Origin of the sequence: Cellulomonas xiejunii (genome assembly GCF_024508315.1) — a bacterium.
Lineage (GTDB): Bacteria > Actinomycetota > Actinomycetes > Actinomycetales > Cellulomonadaceae > Cellulomonas > Cellulomonas xiejunii.
In genome coordinates this window covers 3,181,711-3,205,785 of record NZ_CP101987.1, presented here as the reverse complement: position 1 = coordinate 3,205,785, position 24,075 = coordinate 3,181,711, and the positions used below count along the sequence as shown (strand labels likewise).

At 75.7% G+C, this 24,075-nt stretch carries 18 protein-coding genes; 3 read left to right on the top strand and 15 right to left on the bottom strand.

Features of this window, described 5'->3' with window-relative positions:
• Nucleotides 1-2: 2 nt before the first annotated feature.
• On the bottom strand, nt 3-1,181 hold the full coding sequence (locus NP048_RS14690; RefSeq protein WP_227576364.1) for a hypothetical protein: 1,179 nt from the start codon (nt 1,179-1,181) through the stop codon (nt 3-5).
• Nucleotides 1,182-1,702: 521 nt separating this feature from the next.
• A complete protein-coding gene (locus NP048_RS14685; protein WP_227576363.1) occupies nt 1,703-2,476 on the bottom strand; it encodes a hypothetical protein in 774 nt (257 codons plus the stop codon).
• Nucleotides 2,477-2,596: 120 nt separating this feature from the next.
• Here NP048_RS14685 and NP048_RS14680 point away from each other — a divergent pair, with 120 nt between their 5' ends.
• Nucleotides 2,597-5,539 (top strand): winged helix-turn-helix domain-containing protein, encoded by a 2,943-nt coding sequence (locus tag NP048_RS14680; RefSeq protein WP_227576362.1) that lies wholly within the window; start codon nt 2,597-2,599, stop codon nt 5,537-5,539.
• A 50-nt stretch (nt 5,540-5,589) separates the two neighbouring features.
• On the opposite strand, the gene NP048_RS14675 is transcribed toward NP048_RS14680, so the two are convergent.
• From NP048_RS14675 to NP048_RS14620, 12 genes are all read right to left on the bottom strand, one after another.
• Nucleotides 5,590-6,147 carry a phage tail protein gene (locus tag NP048_RS14675; RefSeq protein WP_227576361.1) on the bottom strand — a complete coding sequence of 186 codons (558 nt, stop codon included), beginning with the start codon at nt 6,145-6,147 and terminating at the stop codon, nt 5,590-5,592.
• Between the two features lie 166 nt (nt 6,148-6,313).
• Complete coding sequence (locus NP048_RS14670; protein ID WP_227576360.1) at nt 6,314-8,278, bottom strand: putative baseplate assembly protein; 1,965 nt, start codon at nt 8,276-8,278, stop codon at nt 6,314-6,316.
• Nucleotides 8,275-8,751, bottom strand: coding sequence for a GPW/gp25 family protein (locus NP048_RS14665; RefSeq protein WP_227576359.1), 477 nt, complete (start codon nt 8,749-8,751; stop codon nt 8,275-8,277). The genes NP048_RS14670 and NP048_RS14665 overlap by 4 nt, the downstream gene beginning before the upstream one ends.
• 16 nt (nt 8,752-8,767) lie before the next feature.
• The gene (locus tag NP048_RS14660) at nt 8,768-9,157 is read right to left on the bottom strand and encodes a PAAR domain-containing protein (RefSeq protein WP_227576358.1); all 390 of its coding nucleotides are present in this window, start codon (nt 9,155-9,157) and stop codon (nt 8,768-8,770) included.
• 27 nt (nt 9,158-9,184) lie between these two features.
• On the bottom strand, nt 9,185-10,951 hold the full coding sequence (locus NP048_RS14655; RefSeq protein WP_227576357.1) for a VgrG-related protein: 1,767 nt from the start codon (nt 10,949-10,951) through the stop codon (nt 9,185-9,187).
• The gene (locus NP048_RS14650; RefSeq protein WP_227576356.1) at nt 10,948-11,670 is read right to left on the bottom strand and encodes a CIS tube protein; all 723 of its coding nucleotides are present in this window, start codon (nt 11,668-11,670) and stop codon (nt 10,948-10,950) included. Before NP048_RS14650 ends, NP048_RS14655 begins: the two co-directional genes overlap by 4 nt.
• Complete coding sequence (locus tag NP048_RS14645; RefSeq protein WP_227576355.1) at nt 11,667-12,125, bottom strand: phage tail protein; 459 nt, start codon at nt 12,123-12,125, stop codon at nt 11,667-11,669. Before NP048_RS14645 ends, NP048_RS14650 begins: the two co-directional genes overlap by 4 nt.
• Before the next feature lie 32 nt (nt 12,126-12,157).
• Entirely contained in the window at nt 12,158-12,814 is a 657-nt protein-coding gene (locus NP048_RS14640) for a superantigen-like protein SSL4 (protein WP_227576354.1), read from the bottom strand.
• A 1,678-nt stretch (nt 12,815-14,492) separates the two neighbouring features.
• A complete protein-coding gene (locus tag NP048_RS14635; RefSeq protein ID WP_227576658.1) occupies nt 14,493-14,660 on the bottom strand; it encodes a hypothetical protein in 168 nt (55 codons plus the stop codon).
• Nucleotides 14,657-15,136, bottom strand: coding sequence for a hypothetical protein (locus NP048_RS14630; RefSeq protein ID WP_227576353.1), 480 nt, complete (start codon nt 15,134-15,136; stop codon nt 14,657-14,659). The genes NP048_RS14635 and NP048_RS14630 overlap by 4 nt, the downstream gene beginning before the upstream one ends.
• Nucleotides 15,136-15,582, bottom strand: coding sequence for a phage tail protein (locus NP048_RS14625; protein ID WP_227576352.1), 447 nt, complete (start codon nt 15,580-15,582; stop codon nt 15,136-15,138). The genes NP048_RS14630 and NP048_RS14625 overlap by 1 nt, the downstream gene beginning before the upstream one ends.
• A 26-nt stretch (nt 15,583-15,608) precedes the next feature.
• Nucleotides 15,609-17,159, bottom strand: a complete 1,551-nt coding sequence (locus tag NP048_RS14620; protein ID WP_227576351.1) for a phage tail sheath family protein — start codon at nt 17,157-17,159, stop codon at nt 15,609-15,611.
• A gap of 182 nt (nt 17,160-17,341) precedes the next feature.
• On the opposite strand from NP048_RS14620, the gene NP048_RS14615 reads away from it, so the two are divergent.
• Together NP048_RS14615 and NP048_RS14610 are read left to right on the top strand one after the other, a co-directional pair.
• Entirely contained in the window at nt 17,342-19,366 is a 2,025-nt protein-coding gene (locus NP048_RS14615; protein ID WP_227576350.1) for an ATP-binding protein, read from the top strand.
• A 553-nt stretch (nt 19,367-19,919) separates the two neighbouring features.
• On the top strand, nt 19,920-23,402 hold the full coding sequence (locus NP048_RS14610) for an eCIS core domain-containing protein (protein ID WP_227576349.1): 3,483 nt from the start codon (nt 19,920-19,922) through the stop codon (nt 23,400-23,402).
• Nucleotides 23,403-23,424: 22 nt separating this feature from the next.
• On the opposite strand, the gene NP048_RS14605 is transcribed toward NP048_RS14610, so the two are convergent.
• On the bottom strand, nt 23,425-23,988 hold the full coding sequence (locus tag NP048_RS14605) for a Pvc16 family protein (protein WP_227576348.1): 564 nt from the start codon (nt 23,986-23,988) through the stop codon (nt 23,425-23,427).
• Nucleotides 23,989-24,075 lie beyond the last annotated feature (87 nt).

Here is a 24,075-nt window from a genome sequence, read left to right as displayed (position 1 = left end):
AGTCAGCCGGACCCGAGCCGACCGTGCGACAGGACGACCACCTCGCCGACGGCGACCCGCAGGTCCGCCGGCGGGTCCTGCGGCAGGTGCGCGTCCACGACCACCACCCGCGCCGACGTCGCCCCGCGCACGTCCGCGACGTCCTGCGTCTGCAACCGCGCGGAGTCGGTGAGCTCGATCGTCGTGCAGCGGCCTGAGGGCAGCCACGTCACGTCCACGAGGGCGGGCACCGCCTGGCGCGCGCGGTCCGGTGCCGACTCCGGCAGCCCGACGACCAGGCCGACGCGGTCCACGTCCGTCGGGGCGGGCAGGGTGAGCAGCAGCGTGGGCGCCCCACCGGGACGCGCGCACGGCGGCCCCGCGTCGGCGGGTGCTGCCCACGGCACCGACCAGGCGCGCCCGGTCGCGCCGTCGACCGCGTTCTGCGGGCCGAAGGCGAGATCGTCCACCGGGAGGAGGGCTGGGTCGGCTGCCGGGTCGGTTGCCGGGTCGGCGGGGTCTGCGGCGGGCGCGGCCGCAGGAGGCGGGTCGGTCGTGGCCGTCACGCCGGCGACACGCGTGTAGCCGCGCGGGTCCACCTGCTGCAGGGCCGCGGAGGCGCGGTCGCGGACGTCCGCGGCCTGGGGGAGCACCACGACGCCCGCGAGGCCCACCGCGGCGAGTGCGACGGTCGCGCGCGCCACGTGCACCTGGGCTGCGCGTCCTCGGTCGAAGACGACACGCACGCCGTGGTTCGCTGTGCGCAGGCGTCGCCGGAACGATGCACCCGAGCCCGCCGCGCGGTGGTACCAGGGCGTCGCGGGTGGCGCGTCGTCCTCGACGAGCGCGGCCGGAGGCGTCAGGGTCGCGCCGCAGCGGCAGAAGCGCCGCGACACCGGCAGTGCCCGGCCGCACGACGGGCACCGGACCGCGTCCTCGAACACCGGCACGCCGTCGGACGGCCGCGGTCGCGCACCGCCGGTGCGCGCCGCGTGCGCGCCCGGCTCCTCGTGCGCGGCGTCCGGCTGCAGCGCCTCGAAGCTGGACGTGCGGGCCGGTGGGTCGACGTCCGGCCCGGTGGGGCGCCGCGGGTCGATCCGGGACGGCCCTGCGGCGACCCGGACGCCGATGGTGCGCGGCGGGGCGCTGCGCGCGTCGGGGCGGGCCGTGCGCGGCGCGGACGGGCCGAGCGACACCTGCACGGGCGCGGGCCCACCCGATGCGCCGCCGCGTGCGGACCCACCTGACGCGTCGCCGTGCCCGGGAGCAGTGGCGGGGGCGGCGGGCGCAGGTGACGACGTCGGGGGCGTCCAGGCCGACCGGCCCGCCGGGGCGCCCGGTGTCGAGGGTGTGCCCGGTGGCGAGGGCGGCGGGGGAGCCGGCGCCCGGGGAGCGCGCCGCGGCGGTCCGGCAGCGGGCACCTGGACGGGACGCGGTGCCGCCGTCCGGTCGTGCGGGACCGCGATCGGTGCCGGCGGTGTCGTGCCCCGTACGGCGGGGGCGGCGGGTGGCGAGGGGTCGGCGGGAGTCGGCGGGTCGTCGGGCGTCGGGCGCGGGGCCGCCGGGTCGGACGGGGGCACAGGCGTCGGCGGGACCGGGGCCACCGTCGTCGGCGTGCCGGGTGGCGGGCCGTCCGTGCGTCGCGTCCACCCCAGGTACGCGCGGCAGGTGCCGCACAGCAGCGCGTCGTCGGCGTTGTCGTGCCCGCATCGCGGACAGGTCGTCACGACGCACCGGGCACGTCGGCGCGACCGGCGATCTCGAGGTCCAGGGCGAACGGGTCCGTGCCCAGCCCTGGGCCCAGGTCGAGCTCGCCGGGGTCGGGCAGCCCGACCAACGCGTCCACCGCGTCGCGGGGCACCCCCTGCGGCCCGATCACCAGGACCCGCAGCTCGACGTCGCCCCCGCCGCCGTCGCCGGTCGGGAGCACGCCGACGACCTCCCCGGCGGCGACGTCCTCGTCGTCGCGCACCCACGCGGTGTCGGGCGGCGCCGTGAGGACGAGCGTCGTGCCGTCGTCACCCGCGAGCTCGAGCCCGCCGGCCGCGAGCGTCACGGGGGCCCGTCGCGCGTGCCCCGCCGTGATCGCGTGCACGGAGCTGCCGGGAGCCGCCCGGATCACCGCCACCACCGGCTCGTCAGGGTCCGGTCGTGGCAGGACGCCGCCCGCGACCGGCTGGAACCAGCGGCCGAACGTCACGACGTCGTCCGGTCGTGCCGGAGGAGCGGGCGGCCCGGTGGTGTCCGGCGGCGCGTCCGGCGACGGCGCATCAGGTGCCGCCGGCGCGCCAGGGGCCGACGGCGTCCGGTGCCGGGTGAGATCCGGGAGTGCCGTCTCCACGGTGTCCACGGGCTGCGCCGGCACCGGCGCGGGCCGGCGGCGGGGTCGCGTCACCGGTGGTGCCGGTCGGAACTGCACGTCGGCGGGCGCGAGAAGGTCGGACAGGTCGTCCTGCGACCCGTCCGCCGTGTCCGGCCCCCCGCCCGGGTGCTGCACGACCGCGTCCCCTCGCCCGGCCTCGCCGGAGAATCGTCCTGTTCGTACGGTTGGTCCGGCGCTACGGTCAGCGTACGTGACACCCGCGCGGGGGCCGAGGGTGAAGCGCAGGGGAGACGCATGGGAGCGGCCGACGACCTGCCTGCGAGCACCGGGTCGACTCCGGTGCTGCGCTCGCGCGTCGCGCGCCCGGAGCCGACCGGTCTGCGGCGGGCACGCCTGCTGACCCAGCTCGTCGGGCCCTCGGCGGCACACCTCGTCGCCGTCGTCGCCGGCCCCGGGTGCGGCAAGACGACGCTGCTCGCGCACGTCGCCGACGCGTGCGGGCTGCCGGTCGCCTGGGTCACGCTCGACCCCGCGCTCGACGACCCGGAGGCGCTGGTCCGGCACCTGCACGCGGCGTGCGTCGCGCTGCCGTGGGTCGAGCGGCCCGGCCCGTGGCACACGGCCGACGACGCTCTGGCGGCCCTCGGCGACGGACTCGCCGGACCGGCGCTGCTCGTGCTCGACGACGCGCACACGGTCGACCGCCGCCGCGCCGCGCACGTCGTGGATCTGCTCGTCCGGCACCAGCCCGCAGGGCTGCGGATGGTGCTCGGCAGCCGCGGCATGCCCGCGGGTGTCCCCAGCCGCGAGCTCGCCGGCACCGCGCGCGTCCTCGACGGCGAGGCCCTGCGGTTCCGCACGTGGGAGGTGGACGAGCTGTTCCGAGGCCACCACGCGGCACCCCTGCGCGCGGCGGAGGTCGCCGAGCTCACGCAGCGCACGCGCGGTTGGGCCGCAGGGCTCGAGCTCTTCCACCTCGCCACGCGCGACCGTCCCGCCAGCAGCCGCAGCCGCCTGCTCGAGCGCGCAGGTCGCGGGCCGGCCGTCGCCGACTACCTCGCGGGGCACGTGCTGGACCGGCTTCCCGCGTCGGTGCGCGAGTTCCTGGTGCGCACGTCCGTGCTGGGCAGGCTCTCGGCCGACCGGTGCGACGCGCTGCTCGGCACCGACTCCAGCGCGCGGCTGCTCGCCGCGGCGCACCGCCACGGCCTGCTCGCGGCCGTCGACGACGCGGACGGCACGCTGTACGAGTGCCACGACGTCGTGCGCGGCTACCTCCTCGACACGCTCGCCGACCGGGGCGGCGGGGCGGTCGCGCGCGAGCTGCACCGGCGGGCGGCGGCCCTCGCGCTCACGGCGGGCGAGTACGACGACGCCCTGCGCTCGTCGTGCCGTGCGCAGGACTGGGACGCCGCCCGGCAGGTGCTGACCGTCGGCGGCGACGACCTCGCGGGCCGCCCTGGGCCCTGGCTCGACCTCCTGCCCGTCGCGATCCGCGACTCCGACCCGTGGGTCGCGCTCGCGGTCGCGCGTCGGCACCTCGTCGAGGGGGCGCTGGCGGCGGCGCTCGAGGCGTACACCGTCGCGGGGGACCGCGCGGCCACCGGGTCGCGCCGTGCGCTCGTGGCGCGCGAGCGACGCATGGTGCACGCGTGGGTGGAGCCGCCGGTGGGCGCGTCGACGGACTGGGTGGCCCTGGTGCGCCGTGCGCTCGGGCGGCCCCGTCAGTACGTCGCGACCGACCCCGGGGACGACGTGGGGCGCGCCCTGGCCGTCGCCGTCGCGGGACTCGTGGGGGCCGACGTGCGGGCGGCGACGCGACGGTTCGCCGCCGTGCAGGCACGCGCCACCGCCGAGCCGGTCGTCGAGGCGGTCGCGCTGCTCGGCCAGGCCGCGTGCCTCACGCTCCTGCACGGACGGGGTGCGCGCGACGCGCGTGAGCGGGCCCAGACCGCCGCCAAGCTCGTGGGGGCACCCGCGCTCGAGCGCCTGGCGGACGGCCTGGAGCTCGCGAGCCGCCCCGACACGGGTGCCGACGGCCTGCGCCACCTGCGCGAACGCTGCCTCGGGGTGGGGGACGCCTGGGGCGCGGCGCTCCTCGGGCTGCTCGACGCGCTGAGCTCCGCGCCGCTCGCGCAGGACCGCCCGCAGACCGTCGCCACGGCACGGCACGCAGCCGATGCGCTCGACGCGCTCGACGCACCGGCACTCGGGGTGTGGGCGCGTGCCGCGGCGGCGGTCGCGCAGGTGCGGCAGGGAGGTGAGCCGCCCGCCGTGGGCCTCGAGGAGGATGCGGCCCGGTGCGGCCCGGTGCCCCACGCGCTCGTGCTCGTCGCGCTCGGCGCACCGGCCGACAGGTGGGGACGGATCGCGCGCGCCGCGGGCGTCCAGGCGTGGGTGCGTCTGGTCGCCCGACGCACCCTCCCCGCCGCAGCGGGCGTTCCCAGCACCGCGGTCGTCTCCGGTCCCGTGGCCGCGGCGCCCGCCGCCGTTCCCGCGGTGGACGTGCGGTGCCTGGGGGACTTCCGTCTCGAGGTGGGCGGGTCCACCGTGACGACGTCGAGCCTGCGCCCGCAGCACGCCGCGCTCCTGCGGGCGCTCGCGCTGTCCGCGCCGGCACCGGTGCACCGCGACCGGCTCGTCGAGTGGTTCTGGCCGGGCCGCCTCCCCGAGCGGGGGCACCACTCCCTGCAGGTGGCCGTCAGCGACGTGCGACGCGCGCTCGACGTGGCGCACCCCGGCGCCGGGGCCGTGCTGCGGCGCGTGGAGCAGGGTTACGCGCTGGGCACCGACGGGCGGACGGTGCACGACGTGCGCCGGCTCGAGCTCGCGTCGCGCGCTGCGGACGTCGCGCTCGCCGCCGGGGACGAGGCGACGGCCCTGGTCGCCCTGCAGCGCGTCGTCGAGGCGGGCGCCGCCGAGCTGCTGCCGCAGGACGGGACGGCGGAGTGGGTCGTCGGGCCGCGTGAGAGCGTCCGGGCCGACGTGGTGCGGGCGTGCGCGACCCTCGCGGACCTGCTGATGGCACGCGGCGACACGTCGGGCGCGGTCGCGGCGGTCCGTCGTGGCCTGGTGCTCGACCGGTTCCAGGACGACCTGTGGCGCCGTCTGGTCAGCGGCCTGGTCACCGACGGGCGTCCGGCGGCCGCGGCGGCCGCCCGGCGCGAGTACGCCGCCGTGCTGGACGAGCTCGGCGTCGCGCCGGCGCCGACCGCCCGCACCCTCGCGGTGCCCTGACCGGACCTCCGTGCGGGGGGTCCTGCTGGTCGTGGCTCGGGCGGCGGCGGTCATGCGAGCAGGCGGACCGTCGTGGGGACGTGCACGGGGCGCACGTCCTCGACGACGGCCCGGACCAGGTCGAGGACGTCGTCGGGGTCCGGCTCGTCCGGCAGCAGACGGACACCGACGTCGAGGTGCAGACGCGCCGAACCGGGCATCGGGCCGAGGGGACGGCGGCTCCACGCGGTGCCGCCGCTGTCGGTGACCTCCGGGTCGCAGCCCGTGCACGCGCGCACGGCGGCGACGACACCCCGCAGCGTGCCGCGGGCCACCGCCGACGTCACCAGGTCGGGCAGGTGCGCACGCAGCAGCGTGGCCGGGCGCCGCGCCGCGACAGCGGGAGCCAGCCACGACGCGACCCACCGGACCAGGTCGTCGGGCGCGTACCGCGGGTCGGCGTACGCGGGCAGGTGGTCCAGCACGGTGGCGAACGGCGCGAAGCCGTCGTCGAACGCCCGCACGAACGCGACGGTGCCCGGTGACGCGACGAACGCCTCGGGCAGCCCGTCGACCAGCGACACGGCCACGGCCGCCGGCCGCACGTCGACCCCCCGCTGCCGACTCACGACCCACCCCTACGAACCCCCGACCGAACTCGCCCCCCAGGGGCTCGAACTCGTCCTTCGGCGGCGATAGGAGCCTCGAAAGCCGCCGAAGGACGAGTTCGGCGGATGGGGAGGGGGTGGTGGCTGGTGGGGAGGGGCGGGTTGGTCGGGGTGGGGGACCGGGCGGTCATGAGGCTGCGCTCGTGGCCGTGACCGTGTGCTCGACGCTGAGGACCACGTGGGTCGCGTCGAGGTCGATGCGGTCCTGCGGGGTGGACACCGAGCGGTCCAGCGGGTTGGCGCGCAGCAGGACGACGTCCTCGACGTAGTCGACACCGGGGACGCGTGCGAGCACCGCGTGCGCCTCGCCCGGCTGCACCGGCCGTCCCAGCGGCCAGCCGTCGCCGTCCGGTCCACCGGTCAGCGGGCTGAAGTACCGGAACAGGGCGTCGACGCCCGCGTGCTCGACCGTGCGCGGGTCGGCGCCCGGGCGCACCCGGACGCGCGCGTCGACGCGGACGCCCACGTACGACGGCGGCTCGACGGCCACCCGGAACCCCACGACCCGTGCCGCGTCGACGGCGGCCAGCACCCGGTCGCGCGCGTCGTCGGGCAGCTGCAGGTCCTTGAGGTCGAGGAACGGGTCACCCGTCGCCGCCGCCGGGACGACGAGCACACGCAGGCCGGGTGCGTCGGGGCCGTCCGTGACGGGGACGCAGTGCACGCGTGCCAGCTCTGGTGCGGCGTGCCGCACCAGGTGGACGTAGTCCTCGGCGGTGACGGCACGGCCGCGCGTGCGTAGCTCCAGCGGTCCGCGCTCGCGGGCCTCCGCGACGGTCTCGCCGTCGACGCCCCCCGCCGCCGCGCGCCGGTTCCACACGGCCGCGACGTACGGCACCGACGTCCGCAGCACCGCGAGCGTGCGCGCCGCGACGTTGCCCCCCGCGCCGCCACCCGTCCGGTACGTGACACGCAGGGGTGCGCCCAGCGGCGGGACGGCGCCGTACGGGCGCACCGACCCGTCGGCCGAGCGCACCTGCGGACCGAACCGCAGCTCGCCCGTCGTGTGGTCGAGCATGCAGACCCGGTCGTCGGGCCCGGCGGACGCCACGTCGTCGACGACCTGCCACGGCTCCCACGTCATGGCCTCGTCCGCTCGGGCGGCGGTCCGGCCGACCTCGAGCACCACGGGCCGGTCGGGCTCGTCGAGGACGGGTGGGCGGCTGAGCGTCAGGACCTGGCCGGCGGTGCCGTCGGACGTGCCGAGCGGCTCGTCGACGACCGGCTCGGCGTGGACCGCCTCGACGTCCCCGCCCACGGTGGCCGCCGTCAGCGACACCACGACGGGGGACGAGCGGTACGCGTGGGTCGCGCGCACGACACGGCACCGCAACCAGGCGGCGTCCACGTCACCGACCGTCGAGCGCTCGTGGCCGTCCGGCACGTGCAGCTCGACGGCGCCCGGCACGTTGAGGCCCAGCGTGTCGTCACGCTCGACCGCGCACACCTGCCAGCCGTCCGGCGTCCACGCCTCCCACACCAGGGGCGGGCGGTGCGGGTCGATGCCGTGCCCACCGACGCGGCACACCACCTGCACGAGCAGCACGCACGACGGCGCCGGGGCGTCGAGACCCACGTAGAGCGCGTCGCCGATGACGGGCGGCTCGCCGAACGCGGCGAACCCGTCGCCGACGCCCAGTCCCGGGGTGCGGTCGACCGTGCGTCCGGCGGCGGCGATCGTCAGGACGGCCTGCGACGACGAGGGCGGCACGACCAGCGGCGCCACCGTCGTGAAGGCGACAGGCGGACGGTCCGCCGCGCGACGCGTCGACACGACGGTCCCGGCCGGTACGACGACCTCCTCGTCGTGGTGCGACGACAGCCGGAACGTGACCTCGGCGCGTGCCGCCCGCGGCGGGAAGAGCTGCACGCCCAGCAGGTCGAGGAAGGTCAGGTGCATGCGGTCCGGCACGCGGTTGACGCGGTAGAGCAGCAGCTCGGTCATCCACGCGAAGGTCTCGATGAGCGTCACGCCGGGGTCGGACACGTTGTGGTCCGTCCAGGCGGGGCACCGGCGCTGCACGTGCCGTTTCGCCTCGTCGACGAGGTCCTGGAACGTGCGGTCGTCCAGGCGCGGGGTGGGCAGGGTCATGACGACCTCCGGGCGAGCGCGGGGACGGGTGGGGTCCCGGCCGGCGGGGGAGCGGGCAGGGGCTCGTCGGCCTCCTCGTGGCGCCCGATCACGTAGAACGGGAAGACGAGGTTGCGACGGTCGTTGGTGGAGCGGACCCGGTACGCGACGTCGATCCACAGCGTGGCCGCCTCGTCGGGGTCGATCGTCACGACGACCTCGCGGACCTCGACGCGCGGCTCCCAGCGGGCGAGGGCGGTGCGCACCTCGGTGGCGATCCGCCCGGCCGTCGTCGCGTCGCCCGACTCGAAGACGAACTGCGCGAGCCGCGCCCCGAACTCCGGGCGCATGGGCCGCTCACCGGGCGTCGTGGACAGGATCAGGTACATCGCCTGCTCGAGCAGCGTGGTGCCGCCGGTCAGCGCGAACGCCCCCGTGGCGTCGGTCTCGACCGGCCAGTGCCAGCCCGTGCCGACGAACGCGTGGCCCGTCATGGTGCCTCCCCGCCTCTCACTGCGCGACGAGCACGGTCGTGCCCGTCCCCGTCACCTGCGCGGACGGCGCCAGGCACCCCGTGACGGGGCACCCGCTGTACGCCGCGGGCTTGCCGTCGAACGTCACGGTCGAGCTGCCCGTGACCACGCGCGCGTCCTGCGTCGTCGGCACGAGCCTCGGGTCCGACGCGTGCAGGCCGACGTGCGGCGGCGTGTTGTACCCGCTGCTGCCCTGCACGGCCGCGGGCCTGCCGCCGATCGTCACCGTCGTGGCGAGGCCCTGCAGCAGCGGCGCCTGCAGCGGCAGGGGTGGTCCCGGCATCGGTGCGCCCGTGGGCGAGGGGATCTGGTGCCCCGCGCACATGCCCATGACCTTGTCGCCCATGACGACCGCCGGTGCCCCCATCGCGTCCTCCCCGTCCGACGACCGCGCTCAGTTGAGCGCGATCGTCGCTCCCTTGACCGTGACCTTGCCGCTGCTCTCGAGCGTCAGCCCGGCCGTGCCCTTGATGCTCGCGGAGCCCTGTGCGGCGACCTCGAGGTCGCCCTTCGCGTCGACCTGCACGTTGCCCTGCGCCTCGACCGTCACGTCGCCCTGCGACGTGACGGACAGCGTCTTGCTCGCGACGTCGAGCGTGACGACGACCTTGTCGTCGGCCGTGCGGACGACGACCTGACCGGCCCCGTCGGTGTCGTCGAGCACCACCTCGTGCCCCGTCCGGCTGCGCCACACCCGCAGGTCGACCGCACCCGAGGACGCGACCGGCTTCTCGCGAGGCGGCGTGTCGACGCCGTTGTAGAGGCCCCCGAGGACGAACGCCGACCGGCGGTCGCCGTGCTCGAAGCCCACGAGCACCTCGTCGTCGACCTCGGGCACGACCTGCAGGCCGCGGTCCTTGCCGGCCCCGACGTGGACCACGCGTGCCCAGTCCGACTCGAAGTCCCCGTCCAGCCACGGGTACCGCAGGCGCACCCGGCCCTGCCCGGTGGTGTCGTCGACGTTGGTGACGACCCCGATGACCAGGCCCGGGGCTCGCTGCGGGAGCGTCGGCGCCCCGCCGCGGACCAGCCCGAGCACCGACCGGTCGTGCGACCCCGACGCCGTGAAGTGCGTGCGGTACCCGTCGCCCTCCCACACGTGCCGCGCGCGCGTCAGGGTGACCTTGCCGTCGAACCGGCCGCCCGTCTCACCCAGGCTCACGGGCGTCCCGGCGACGAGCAGCGGGTCGCCCGCCGCGACGCCCTCCGCGTGCACGCACGCCCCTCCCAGGTGGTCCGCCCACGCCCGGGCCAGCGCGTCGCACTCCGCCTGCTGCGAGACCGGGACGTCGACCCCGACGGCGCGTGGGCTGCCGAAGCGGCACGCGACCGACTCCGGTGTGTCCCGCATCTGCGAGGCGTGCGTCACCGCCGGCGTCGTCGCGACGAGCTCCTGCTTCGCCACCGGGTCCCAGCCCCGCACCTCGACCTCCGCGACCTGCTGCGCGCCCGTGACACGCACCGACAGGCGCTCGAGGTTGGCGCCGGGCACGAGCTGGCGGTGCCCGCGCGACTCGTGGTCGCCCGGCCGTGGCGCGTCACCCGCACGCGGCGGCCGGACGAACGACAGCGACGTGCCTGTCACCAGCAGCACCCGGCCCGCTTCCCGCGCTCGGCGCTCCAGCAGCGCGACATGGGTCTCGTTGACCTGCGCCACGTGCGCGTGCACGACGTCCGTCGCGTCGACCGCGCCCACGTCGAGACCCACCTGCCGCGCCACGGTGGTCGCGAGGTCCGAGTCCGTCACGTCCTGGTACGACGCCGTGTGCGTGCCCGTGTACAGCGCGTACGAGCGGTCGTACGCGCTGACGGTCGTCCAGCCGCCGCGCTCGTCGAAGTCGTAGCCGATCGCGTGGACCAGGCCGTCGAAGAGCGTCGTCGTCGCCGCGCCGCCGGGCGGTCCGGCCGTCACCGTCAGGCGCGCCCCCAGGTCGATCGCGGTGTCGGCGAGGACGTCCCGCGCCGGGTCGTCCAGGACGAGCCGGCACGCGTCGGGCCCGGCGACGTCGGTGTCGACGACGGCCGAACGCAGCGCCGCCACCAGGCGCCCCGGCAGGTCGACGCCCTCGACCTGCACGACAGGGCGGGCGCCCGTCGCGCTGCCGGTGCCCGGTCCCCCCGAGGCGGTGGTGCCGCTGGTGCGCGTCGCCGTGGCCGTCATCGCGCGTCCTGGCGCCAGGCGGGCGTGCTCGGTCCCGCGGCGCGCAGGCCCAGCGCGCCGCGCTCGGGGGCGTCGGGCAGGAGCAGCTCACGGCCCGCGCGCAGCCGTGTGGGGTCGTCGATGCCGTTGAGCTCGGCGACGGCGCGCCAGCCGCCCGCGTCGCCCAGCCGTGACCACGCCACCGACGCGAGCGTCTCGCCGCGCCGCAGCACGTGCCGGCGTCGGGACCGCTCCGCACCGGACGTGGGGTTGGTGCCCTTCGGTTCCGCCTTCGCGGACACCAACGTCAGGTCCGCCACCGCCCGCAGCGGGCGCCCCTCACGGTCGAAGCGCTCGACGGTGACCTTCAGCTGCGACACGTTGCCCGTGAGCGTCTGCTCGCCGTCGACCGCCAGGTGGCCCCACGTGAACGTCACCTTCGGCGGGCCGTCGCCCGGGTTCGTCACGTCGGGCACGGTCGTCCAGGACACCAGCAGGTCGATCTCGGGCTGCACGCTCGGCGGCGTGCGGCGGCCCGCGGCGTCGAGGAAGACCTGCAGCGTCAGGCTCGTGGGCCCCGCACCCGTGAACTGCACGGGCGGGTCGTTGGCCTGTCGCGGCTGCCGGTTGTACTGCACCTGACGGCTGAACGCGATCGTCGTCGGGTTGAAGTGGAACGAGAGCGTGCGCGACGGGTCCGCCTCCTCTGCGAGGACCGCGACCGCCCGTCCGGTGCTCACGACGCCACCGGCTCGGCGAACGTCTCGGTCCAGCCCTCGTGGGCGAACTCGAACACCTCGAGCGCGACCTTGCCGCCCTCCGAGGCGAAGCTCGGACCCTTGTAGCTGACCGGCCACACGTTGCGGAACTCCCACGTGACGACGCGGTGGCGCTGCGAGTCCATGCCCACGACGCTCGCCGTCGCGTCGGCCGGCGACCTCCCCTGCGCGACGTCGTCGAACCACTGCACGAGCGCCGACGTGCGCCACCCCACAGGTCGCGTCAGCTTGACCGTCCCGTAGCTGAGCCGACCGGGGAGCTTGTGGACGAAGCCGTTCTCGCCGCCCTCCGCGTACGTGCGCACCTCGTACTGCGCGGACAGCCCGTCGAGCGCCGTGAACGCGCCCACGTCGACGCCGTCGATGGTCACGTCGAAGTGCATCGTGGAGACGGGATCGCCGTCGGTGCGCTTCATGTCTGCTCCCGGGTGCTGGACGGTGTGGTCGGTCAGAGGTCGGGCAGGACGCCGCGACGCTCGCGCTCGAGGAGGAGCGAGCGTCGCAGGCGGTGCTCGAGGTGGTCCCAGAGCTGGTCGGCCAGACCCGCGAGGTCCGCGGGGGAGTCGGCCGCGGGTGCGTCGGCGGACGCCGCGGGCTGCCCCGGGGACGCCGCGACGACCTCCCCGACGGTGTCGTCCCGCGGCTGGTCGGCACGTGCCGCGACGGACCGGTGCCCGGCCGACGGCGCAGTGACCAGGTCGAGCGCGGTGGCGGGCGGCCACCCGCCGTCGGTGCCGGTCGGGCTCGGCGGTCGGGGAGGAGCCGGTTCCCGCCCGACCTCGGTCGCGTGGCGCAGCGCGCGGAGCGGGCGTCCGACCCCGGGGCGGGCGTCCGGTCGCGGAGGCGCGTCGGGGGGCGTCGGGACACGGGGTCCGTCGGGGGGCGTCGTGGCTCGGGGTCCGTCGTCGGGCGTCGTGGCTCGCGGTCCGTCGTCGGGCGTCGTGGCTCGCGGTCCGTCGGGGGGTGTCGTGGCTCGGGGTCCGTCGTCGGGCGCCGCGGCCCGGGGTGCGTCGAGCGGCGTCGTGACGTGGGGCGCGTCGGACGCCGTCGAGCGGTGCGTCGTCGCCGGTGCCACGGACTCCGGTACGCGCGCGCGCCGCGTCACCGGCACCTCCGACGGGCTCCCGGTCCAGGGCGCGGCGCTCGGGCCGCCCGGGCCGTGGTCCGTCGAGGACTGCGAGGCCGCTCGTCGAGCCCGCTCGGTACCGGGGGACGCGGCCCCGCGGAAGTGTCGGCCGGCGTCAGGCAGCGGACGACCCAGACCGCCGGCCCCCGCACGCGGCGCAGCATGCGACGGCCCGGTGGTGCGCGGGACGGTGACGCCACCCGGTGGGGAAGCCGAGCGGGCGGGCGCTGACGGCCGGGTCGGGCTCGGGGCCGTGGGGTGCTGCAGGGTGGGGCTGGTCGGGACAGTGGCGCGCGCGGCGACGGAGGACCCCGTGCTGCTGCCGGCGTCGATCGACGACGTGCTCGGGGGTACCACCCGCGACGCCACCACGTCACGCGGGACCGGGGCGGTGCGCGGGTCGGGGGTGGTGGCGGCGGCGGGGGCTGGCGCGGCGGCGGCTGATCGTGCGGCGGTCGTGGTGGCGAGGGGCGCAGCTGCGGCGTCGTCGGTGCGCACCGCCCGCACGGCGCCGGGTCGAGCTCCCGGCATGGGCGGCGGTGACGAGGTCGGGGTCGAGCGCTGGGTCGGTGTCGGGGTCGCGGCCGGGGTGGTGGTCGCGCCGCCCGCGAGCCGGCCGACCGCCGACGCGGGGGCCTCGCCCACCGGACCGCGCGAGCCGCCGAGCGTGGAGCGTCGCGCGGGAGGCCGGGCGGTGGGCTCGGGCCCCGGAGGTCGGGCGGTGGGCTCGGGCCCCGGAGGCGAGGTCGGTCCGGAGCCTTTCGTCAGGTCCGCGCCGCGGAACGCCGGAGCGGCGCTCCCAGGCGCAGCGGCCGTCCTCGGGGCCGCAGCCCTGCTGGCCGCTGTCGCACTGCCCGCTGCGGTCGCGCTGCCCGCTGGGGTCGCGCCGCCCGTCGCCGTCGGACGCATGGCCGGAGCGCTGCCGCTCGCCGTCGTCCCGCCCGCGGCGCTGTCGGACGGCCCCCTCCTCCGGTGGTCGGCGGCGCGCGTCACGGGTGCGGCCACCGGTGCGGCCGCATTCGCGGACCGTGCGACGCCGACCGAGGACTGGGGAGTCGGGCGGGTCGTCGGCGAGACGCCGGGACGTGGGACCGGAGTCCGTGAGAGCGCGGCGTCGGTCACCGGCGCACGGTGCGCGGGGCCCGTGCCCGGGTCTGCCGGCGACCGGCCTGCGCGTCCTGCGACACCCGGGGAGCCCGCCGGACCGTCCGGTGCGCGATGCACGGCCGCGTCGTCGGGCTCCGGAGTGGACGGCGTGCGACGCCGTCGCAGCAGCGACGCGAGGCGCCGCAGGCCGGACCGGGTCGGCCTGGGATGGTCGGCGCCAGCGGTGGCATGACCCCCGTCGCTCGTCGGGCCTGGCTGCCCGCGGCCGACCACCCGCGGGACCGCCGCCCCCGGCGCGGCGTGGATGATCGGCCGCGCGAGTGCGGCGGGCAGGACCTGCCGGGTCGTCAGCCCGCGTGCGAAGCTCCGGCTCGCCACGACGGACCGCACGGCGAGCGGTCGCCCGGTCACGGGCTGCCACCCCTGGTCGCTGCTCATGACTCACCCCACCGGTCGCCGAACTCGACGTTCGGCGGCTCATGGGCGGTCGGAAGCCGCCGAAGGGGAAGGTCGGCTCGGTCTGGGGGGTGGCCGTCGGGGGGCGTCGGGGTCATCTCCGGCCTCCCTCGTCGTCGGGGTCGTGCGTGAGGGCACGGGCAGCGGCCACGAAGTGCGCGCGGTCGGGGTGCTCCAGGTCGAGCAGGGTGTCGAGCGGCCAGTGGAGGACCGCTGCGAGGTACGCGATCTCGTCGAGCAGGTCGACGGCCGCGTACGTCACCATTCCCCCGGCGCACCACCCGACCTCCCGCCGTGCAGGTCGACGGCGAACTCCTCGCGGCACGCCGGGCACGTGACCGCGGTCGACGTCGTGCCCTCGGCGTTCACCTGCCGGTACAGGTCCTGCAGGAACGCCAGGTCCGGCGTGAACAGGCCCTCGATGACGCCCGTCGTGACCGCCGGCAGGTCGCCCAGCCGCGTCACGGTGCGGGCCAGCAGCAGCACCGTCAGGTACGCCTCGTTGTCCCGCACGCGCGGGTCCCGCAGGGGCGTGATCTCGTCGCGGGCGCGCGCCAGGCGCATCGTGCCCTGGCGGTGGACGCGCCCGTGGTCGTCCTCGAACCCGACGGGCAGCTCGAACCAGAACTCCGTCTGCAGACCCGTGCCGCCGCTGGGCACCGGCACGGGCCCGGTACCCGGGTGCGGCACGGACCCCGGCGTGCCCGCGTCCGGGCCGGCGGCGACGTCGGCGCTCATCAGGAGACCTTCACCTCGACACGCTCGTGGACGAGCGTGACCTCCTCGATGGCGACCTCGGTCGACCCGGCCTGCAACGACCCGAGCGTGATCTTCGACGGCCAGCAGAAGAACAGGTTGAACCGCAGCACCTCGTGGTGCAGGTAGTCGAGCAGGATGACCGACGCGTCACGGCGCGAGCCGTCGATGTCGCCCTCCTGCACGGCCGCGATCCACTTCCACCAGCCGTCGTCCTTGGTCATGCCGCGCTTGAGCGTGACGTCGTTGAACTTCTGCGCCGCGGGCAGCTTCTTGAGCACGGGGATGCCCCCGGGCTTGTTCTCCTGGTGCTCGATCACCGAGATCTCGATGCCGAGCCCGGAGGCCTCCTTGAACTGCGCGATGGTGACACCGTCGACCTGTACCTCGAACAGGCTGGCTGCGATCGCGTCCTCGCCGATGGGCATGGGCGTCGTCCTCTCTGAAGGTCAGGTCACTCGGCGACCGCGCCGCCGGTCGGCAGCTGGCTGATGCGGAACACGACGAACTCGGCGGGCTTGACCGGCGCGATGCCGACCTCGATGACGACGTACCCGGCGTCGACCTGGTCGGGCGGGTTGGTCTCGGCGTCGCACTTGACGTAGTACGCCTCGGTGGGGGTGGTGCCGAACAGCGCGCCGTCGCGCCACAGCCCCAGCAGGAACGCGCCCACCGAGCGCTCGATCCGCTGCCACAGCTTCTGGTCGTTCGGCTCGAAGACGGACCACTGCGTCCCGAGCAGGATCGAGGACTCGACGTAGTTGAACAGCCGACGCACGTTGACGTACCGCCACTGCGCGTCCGACGCCAGCGTCCGGCCGCCCCACACGACGATGCCCCGGCCGGGGAACGCGCGGATGGCGTTGATGCCGGCGGGGTTCAGGTCGTCGTGCTCCTTGCGGGTCAGCGCCTGCTCGACGTCGAGCGCACCGAGCACCACCTCGTTGGCCGGCGCCTTGTGCACGCCACGGGTGTCGTCGTTGCGGCTCCAGATCCCGGCCAGCGCACCGCTCGGCGGGAACAGCCGCGCGCGGCCCAGCAGCGTGTCCCACATCGACACCCACGGCCAGTACACGGTCGCGAACGGCGAGGAGAACGCCATCTTCTCGGTCACCCACTCGTGGACCTGCTGCGCGTTCAGCCCGCGCGGGGTGTCGAGGATCGCCATGCGGTCCTTGCGCGCCTCGCAGTGGGAGATCATCGCGGACTGCACGGCCTTGAACCCGTCGGCGTCGAGCTGCCCCTCCTCGTACGCTGCCGCGAGGTCCGGCACGCACACGATCGTGACGTCGTCGAGCGCGTCCAGGCCCGCGATGCCGGAGCGTGCCGTGACGTCGCCGAGGTAGTCGCCGGGCGTCACGCGGGCGGGCAGCGCCGCACCGCCGGTGAGCGCGACCTCGCCCGACGCGGGCAGGCGCTCGGCGACGGGCGACGAGCCGACCTCCGTCAGGCGGACGAGCCGCGACTCCGCGACGGCCGTGACGACGTTGGCCGCGCCCTTGCGGCTCGTGACGTTCTCGTACCGCTCGACGTCGTCGCCCCGGCGCACGACGAGCGTGAACGCCTCCTCGGGGGGCGCCTCGCCCCCCTCGGGCTCGACCTTCGGCTCCACGGCCACGGTGATGGCGTCGCCCCCCGCGCCCGGGTCGACCGCCTCGACCCGGTACACCGCGTGCCCGGCGCGGACGGAGCTGGTCAGCTCGGCGGTCGCGCGCTGGCCCTCGTCGGACGCGAGCGAACCGACCCGCACCACGTACGCGGCGCCACCGCCGTTGTCGAAGAACTGGTGGACCGCGTACGGAAGGTTCGCGCCGTCGACGAAGGTGCCGAACGTCCGCGTGAACTGCGACCAGTTGACGACCTTGACCGCCTGGTCGTACGGGCCGTCGGCGGTGATGCCGACGAACGCCGCGACGGCGGTGCCGACGCCCTGGATGGGTCGGGGCCCGGACGCGACCTCCTGCACGTACACACCGGGCGACCGGATGCTGCTCAGCGTGGCCATGGCTCGTCCCTCCTGGTCGGTGCGGCGCGCACCCTGCAGTTCGCACCACGGCCAGCGTCGGTCGGGCCGGTCGGCGGCGACAGTGCCCTGCGGGTGCCGGTAGGGGCCGCCCGTGGTGCACCTACGGGCAGGGCTCGGGCCGCGGCGGCGTGCGACCGTCGCCGCCGGGGTACGACGTGGGGATGGACGCGCCGGTCTGGGAGCGGTTCGCGGACGTCGTGCTGGCCGCCGACGCCGCCGTGTGCCGCGTCGTCCAGGGGGTCCCGCCGCGCGACTTCGCCGGCCTGTATGTGGGCGACGACGAGGTCGACGCACTGCTCATGACGCTGCCGGGGCTGGACGGGCCGCTCCCCGAGCAGGTCGCGCCGCTGCGTGCGCGCCTCGACCCGCACGTCGACGCGGCCCGGGCCGCGCTGCACGCGTGGGCGCGGACGGGGGACGACGGGCTCGCGCGCGCGTGCCGGTACGCGGGCGCCCGGGGCGTGGCGGCGGAGGTGCTCGCGGTGGTGCTCGCGGCGGACCTGCACCCGCAGCGGCAGCGCCTGCTCGCGTACGTGCAGGACAGCGTGCAGCTGCCGCGGCCGACCCTCGCGTGGGTGGCCCGCGTCCTGGGCCAGGAGGCGGTGCGGGCGCTCGCGCCGCGCGGGCCGCTGGTGCGTGCAGGGCTGGCGGTCGTCGGCGCCGACGGGGCGTGGGGCACGCGCATGTGCGGCGTCGCGCCGCGGGTCGCGTGGGCGGCGCGGGGTGACGACACCCTCGACCCGGAGGTGCCCGCGGGGACGCGCGTCGTGGCAGCCGACGAGGGCGCGGGTCCGGGCGCGGTGCCGGGCGCTGCCGGACGGAGCGCGACGGGCCGGGGTGCCCGCCGGCCGCGGCCACCGGCGGACCGGCCGGCTGGGTCCGGTGCGCTGCTGCTCGTGCACGGCGCCGACCCCGAGAGCCGACGCCGCACCGCAGCGGCGGCCCTGCAGGGGACGGAGCTGCTCGTCGCGGCGCTGCCCGCGTCGGTGGACGCGTGGCACGCGCTCGTGCGGGAGGCCACGCTGCGGTGCGCGGCGCTCGTCGTGGAGGTCGACGGTCGCCTGACACCGGACGACACCGAGCAGCTCGACCGCGCCGGCCACCTGGCCCTCGTCCTGGCGTCGGCGCGCGAGCTGCCGCTGGACTGCCTGCCCGCGCGGCCGTGGCGCGAGGTCCACGTGCGCGACGGTGAGGCCGACGACGGCGACTGGCGGCGACGGACGGGAAGCCCCGCGCCCGTGGGGGTGCGGCTGACGCGTGAGCAGCTGAGGCTCGTCGCCGGTGCGGACCGCGGGACCCGGAACGGTGCCGGCGGTGTGGTCGCGGGGGTGCGACGCCTCGCTGGAGGGCACCTCGACGGGGTCGCGGCACGGGTCCACGCGCGGCGCGGCTGGGACGACCTGGTGCTCCCCGCCACCCCCACCGGTCAGCTGCGCGACCTCGTCGCCCGCTACCGGCAGCGGCGGACCGTCTTCGGGACCTGGGGGTTCCCGGCGGTGCCGTCCGCGGGCGTGGTCGCGCTGTTCGCCGGCCCGTCCGGGACGGGCAAGACGCTGGCCGCCGAGGTCGTCGCAGCCGACCTGGGCCTCGACCTGTACAAGGTGGACCTGTCCGCGGTCGTCTCGAAGTACATCGGGGAGACCGAGAAGAACCTGGAGCGGGTGTTCTCCGCCGCCGCGTCGGGGGACATGGTGCTGTTCTTCGACGAGGCCGACGCGCTGTTCGGCAAGCGCACCGACGTGTCGTCGTCGCACGACAGGTACGCGAACATCGAGGTCGCGTACCTGCTGCAACGGCTCGAGGTGTTCGACGGCCTGGTGATCCTGGCGACGAACCTGCAGGGCAACATCGACGACGCGTTCTGGCGCCGGATCGCGGTGTCCGTGACGTTCACGTCACCGGACGAGGCGGAGCGTCGCCGCATCTGGGACCGCGTGTTCCCCGCCGCGGCGCCCGTCGAGGACGTGGACCTCGACCTGCTGGCGCGCCGGTTCAAGGTCACCGGCGGCGTGATCCGCAACGCGGCGCTGGGCGCGGCGTTCGCGGCGGCCGACGAGGGCGCCGGCATCACCATGGGCCGGGTCGTCCGGGCGCTGCAGCGTGAGCTCGTCAAGCTCGGGCACCTGTCGGTGGTGGACCCCGTCGACGAGCCGGCGGGCGCCCCCGCCGTGCGGGCAGGGGGCTGACACGGAACGGGCGGCGGTCACCGAGCGGGTGCCGTCCGCGTCGTCGCCGCGGACGGTCGTCGCGCCGCGCGCGGCCGCCACCGGCTCACGGACGAGCGCCGCGCGGGCCGGACGGACCGGCGCACCGGGCGCCGTCGCGGCGGGCACGGCGGGTGCGTCGAACGCGGCGGTGACGCGCGCCGTCCGGCGTGCGGGGACGTCGGCGGGCGACCGCGGGCCGTCGGGCGCCGCCCTTCCCGGACCGGCACGGGCGGCGCGCAGCCTCCCCGCGCGCGCTGCGGGCGGGCCCGAGGAGGCGGAACGTCGAGGCGTCCGACGTGCGCCGGTGTCGACCCTCGAGGTGAGCCACCCGGGTGACCCGGCCGAGCGTGAGGCGGAGGCGTTCGGTGCGCGCATCGCCCACCAGCGCCCACCCACCGCACCGGACCTGCCGGCGACCCGCACCGGCGACGCAGGCACGGAGCGTCGCCTCGCGGGCAGGGGCGTGACCCGAGGGCGCGCGGACGGTCGGTCCGGTCCTGCGGCACGGCAGGCACAACCCCCGTCACCGGGCGTGAGCGGTCGATCCGGTCCCGGGACGGTGGCACGCGAGGGCGACACCGCGGCGGAGCAGGTCGCCGCCGGCGGTGAGGTGCCCGTGTCGGACGCGACGCGCTCGCTCGTCGCGAGCCCTGGCGGCGGCACGCCGATCCCGGACGCCGTCCGCGCCCGCATCGAGCCGCACCTGGGTGCGGACCTGACCGGCGTGCAGGTGCACACGGGCGCCGCGGCGGCCGCCGCCGCTGCGGAGCTGCAGGCTCGCGCGTTCACGGTGGGCGCGCACATCTTCCTGGGCGACGGTCAGTCCGTGGGCGACCTCGAGCTCATGGGGCACGAGGCGACGCACGTCGTGCAGCAGGTCGCGCTCGACACCTGGCGGGCGCCCGTCGCACGCGACTTCGAGGCGACCGACCTGCTGCCGGACTTCATCATCGACGGCGTCACCTCCGCCGTGCAGGCCGTCCCCGGGTACGCGCTCGTGGGGATGATCACCGGCAAGGACCCGCTGACCGACGAGCCGGTGCGAGCGCCCGACCTCGAGCTCGTCGAGAAGGTCCTCACGTGGGGGCCGTTCGGTGCGGCCGTCGGGCCGGTGCTGCAGGGCGTCGAGATCCTCGCCGACATCGTCGCGTACCTGCGCGAACGCATGGCCGCACACGACCTGACGTGGGACCGCATCAGCGCGGACGTCTCGGCGGCGTGGGACGAGATGGGCGTCACCGAGGGGATCAGCGGCAACGTCGCGATCGTCGAGCGGTACGTCGACGCGTTCCTGGCCGACGTGCGGGCGCTCGTCGACGAGGTCAAGGACACGGTGATCGAGAAGGTCCGGGCCGTCGTGGCCGGCATCGCCGAGCCGCTGCTGCAGAGGCCCGAGATCGCGCCGCCGTGGAACCTCGCGGTCAAGGCGTTCCACCACGACCCGCTGACGGGGCAGGACGTGGCGGCGCCGACGGTCGAGATCCTCGGGGACTTCCTGCGGCTCATCGGCAAGGGCGACGTCGTCGACCAGATGACCGAGCGCCGCACGCTGCAGGAGACCGCCGACTGGCTCGACACCATGTGGGGAAGGTTCAAGGGCCTGCTCGGGCAGGCCGGGGCACTGTTCTCCGCCGCGTGGGACGCGATCAGCCCGTCGAACCTGCCGCAGCTGCTCGACACGCTGCCGGCGCTCGCGGACCGCGCGCTGGCCCTGGTCGCGGACGTCGGTGCCTTCGCGTGGGACGTCGTCGCGAAGGTCCTGGAGCTCGTCAAGAAGTCGCTGCTCGGGTGGCTCAGCGAGCACGCCCACGAGATCCCCGGCTTCCACCTGCTGACCGTCATCCTCGAGAAGAACCCGTTCACCGACGAGCCCGTCCCGCGCACGGGGGAGAACCTCATCCGGGGGTTCGTCACGCTGCTGCCCGGCGGGGCTGCGATGTACGACCAGCTCGCCGAGTCGGGCGCGATCGCGCAGGCCGGCGCTCGGATCGACGGGGCCGTCGCGAGCCTCGGCATCTCGTGGGAGCTGATCGTCTCCACGTTCAAGGGCGTGTGGGACCTCGTCACGCTCGAGAAGCTGCTCTCGCCCGTCGACACGTTCAACGAGATCACCGCGAAGTTCGGCGAGCCCCTCGGGCGGATCTTCGAGTTCATCTCCGTCGTGGTGCAGGTCGTCATCGAGCTGGTCCTGCGGATGATGAACTTCCCGCCCGAGCTCGTGGGCAACGTCATCGCCAACGCCACGGCCGCCATCGACGACATCGTCGCCGACCCCGTCGGGTTCCTCCTGAACCTCATCGCGGCGATGAAGGCGGGGTTCTCGTCGTTCTTCGGCAAGATCGGCACCTACCTGCTCAACGGCCTGGCCGACTGGCTGTTCCGCGGCCTGAGCAAGATCGGCGTCGCCCGGCCCACCGAGCTGACGCTCGAGGCCGCGATCACCCTCATCGTGCAGATCTCCGGGATCACGGTGGAGGTGATCTGGCAGAAGCTCGCCACGCACCTGGGGCAGGAGACCGTCGACCGCATCCGCGGTGCGGTCGCGATGGCGGGCGAGGCCTTCGCATTCGTCAAGGAGGTCCAGGAGGGCGGCTTCTCCGCGATCTGGGCGCGGCTGACCGAGAAGCTGTCGATGCTGTGGGACACGTTGTTCGACATGGTCAAGGACTGGATCATGACGGAGATCGTCGACGCGGCGATCGCCAAGGTCCTGTCGATGCTCGACCCCACCGGCATCATGGCCGTCATCAACGGCGCCATCGCGTTCTTCCGCGCCGTGCAGTCGGTGCTCGACTACGTGCGCGAGCTGCTGGAGATCGTCGACTCGTACGTCTCCACGATCGGGGCGATCGCCAAGGGCGACGTCGGGCCGGGCGCCGCGATGCTCGAGGGCGGGCTGGCCGCGGCCGTGCCCGTGGCGATCGGGTTCCTCGCCAACCAGGTGGGCCTGGGGGACGCACCGGAGAAGATCGCGGAGTTCGTCATCGGGCTGCGCGAGAAGCTGTTCGAGGCGCTGGACTGGCTGATCGAGCGGGCGGTGGCGATGGGGCGGGGGGCGTTGGCGGCGCTGACGGGTGGGGGAGAGGAGGTTCCACAGTCGGGGGAGCCCGCCGACGACGGGAGTGGACCCCTGTTCGACGGGAGCTTCGACCTCGGTGCCGAGCACCATCTGATCTCGTACGACGAAGCAGCGGGGACGCTCTCGGTGGCCTCGGACAATACCCAGCCGGTCGCGGACGTCGCGCCGGCACGGACGGTGGCCCAGATCCTCACCGACCTGTTCCGCGCCCACAAGCAGGCGCCCGGCACACATGGCCGCCGACGCCAGATCCGTGCGGCAATCGCCGAGCTCAAAGCCGTCCTCATCGCGAACCCTGCGGCGTGGGGCCAGGCCGGCGACATCGGGCATGCACCGAACGTGGGGTCGGTTGCTCCACACAAACGCAAGGGTGAGGGCTGGCGTCCGGTCGGCGCGGCTCCGTCGTTCCTCGAGGTGTGGGAGCTCACCTCGGAGCACGTCATCCCCGACATGTTCTTCACGGAGTACCTCGAAGGACTGGACCTGCCGGCCACGTCGGAGGACGAGTACCGCGCGATGACCACGATCATGATCTACAAGGGCGCGGCCGACGAGAAGACCAAGTCGGACCACACCGCGCGCTCCGCGCTCGGCCGTGACATCAGAGCCGTCCCCAAGCAGACCTACACGAAGCTCGACGGCTCGCTGATCGAGCGTCGCTCACTGCTGGCCGTGACGCGGCTCATGCGTAACGCGGCCAACGCTGCTGTCGGGCGCACCTACGCGGCGGTGCTGTTCGAGGAGGACATGGCGTCGACGTCGACACCGGGCAAGACCCGCGGCCAGGTGCGCGGAGGAGGGCCCAAGCCGACGCAGGCAGAGATCGCGTCCGCACGCGAGCAGCAGTGGGCTGCGTTGCAGGATGCGTTCCGCGGAGACCAAGAGGCCCGTGACAGGGAGCTGAAGAAGGATACGGAGGAGGACGCGGAGGAGTGAGAGTCCGCCCTGTGCGCGGCTCTCAGCGGTCGCCCACCCGCACCTCGCGCCCCTCGACCGGCGGGCCGGCGACCTGCGTCGTCGCGACCGTCATGGGCGCGATGAGCACGACGTCGAGCGCAGGCTTGAGCTCGCCGCCGAGCGCGTTCCACAGGTCGGGCGCGGAGCGGTCTCCCGACGGGGGCAGACCCACGGTCATCGGCACGTGCGCACCCTCGAGCACACCGCCGAGGTGCGCGTCGGGGATCGCGTCGAACCGCACGAGGTTCGCGAGCACGAGGCCGAGCAGGGTGTGCTCGTCCTCGGGGCGCTGCGTCCAGGCGGTGATGAGGTACGACAGGCGGTACCACCGCGGCCCGGGCGCGTAGCCCACGACGCGTCCGCGCTCGTCGTGGACGGTCCGCGACTGCGCGTCGCGCCGGTCGACCTCCTCGCGCAGGTCGTAGAGGAACACGTCGACCACGGGGCCGGTGCGGCGCGCGGCCCAGCTCGAGGTCGGCGCGTCGAGGACGACCTCGGCCGGCTGCCCCCGCAGCGCCTCGGCCTGCAGCAGCGCGACCAGCGCGTCATCCGCGTCCGAGATCATGCGCACCCCCGTCGTGCCCGTCTGCCGTCATCGTCCCGCCGGTTCGCACCGCGTGGACGGGTCCCGCGCTTCGCCTGCCCCAACGGG

Coding starts and splice junctions, on each gene's coding strand:
- NP048_RS14680 (WP_227576362.1), top strand. CDS start 2,597: ATGGGAGCGGCCGACGACCTGCCTGCGAGCACCGGGTCGACTCCGGTG.
- NP048_RS14670 (WP_227576360.1), bottom strand. CDS start 8,278: ATGACCCTGCCCACCCCGCGCCTGGACGACCGCACGTTCCAGGACCTC.
- NP048_RS14665 (WP_227576359.1), bottom strand. CDS start 8,751: ATGACGGGCCACGCGTTCGTCGGCACGGGCTGGCACTGGCCGGTCGAG.
- NP048_RS14660 (WP_227576358.1), bottom strand. CDS start 9,157: ATGGGGGCACCGGCGGTCGTCATGGGCGACAAGGTCATGGGCATGTGC.
- NP048_RS14655 (WP_227576357.1), bottom strand. CDS start 10,951: ATGACGGCCACGGCGACGCGCACCAGCGGCACCACCGCCTCGGGGGGA.
- NP048_RS14645 (WP_227576355.1), bottom strand. CDS start 12,125: ATGAAGCGCACCGACGGCGATCCCGTCTCCACGATGCACTTCGACGTG.
- NP048_RS14630 (WP_227576353.1), bottom strand. CDS start 15,136: ATGAGCGCCGACGTCGCCGCCGGCCCGGACGCGGGCACGCCGGGGTCC.
- NP048_RS14625 (WP_227576352.1), bottom strand. CDS start 15,582: ATGCCCATCGGCGAGGACGCGATCGCAGCCAGCCTGTTCGAGGTACAG.
- NP048_RS14620 (WP_227576351.1), bottom strand. CDS start 17,159: ATGGCCACGCTGAGCAGCATCCGGTCGCCCGGTGTGTACGTGCAGGAG.
- NP048_RS14615 (WP_227576350.1), top strand. CDS start 17,342: ATGGACGCGCCGGTCTGGGAGCGGTTCGCGGACGTCGTGCTGGCCGCC.
- NP048_RS14605 (WP_227576348.1), bottom strand. CDS start 23,988: ATGATCTCGGACGCGGATGACGCGCTGGTCGCGCTGCTGCAGGCCGAG.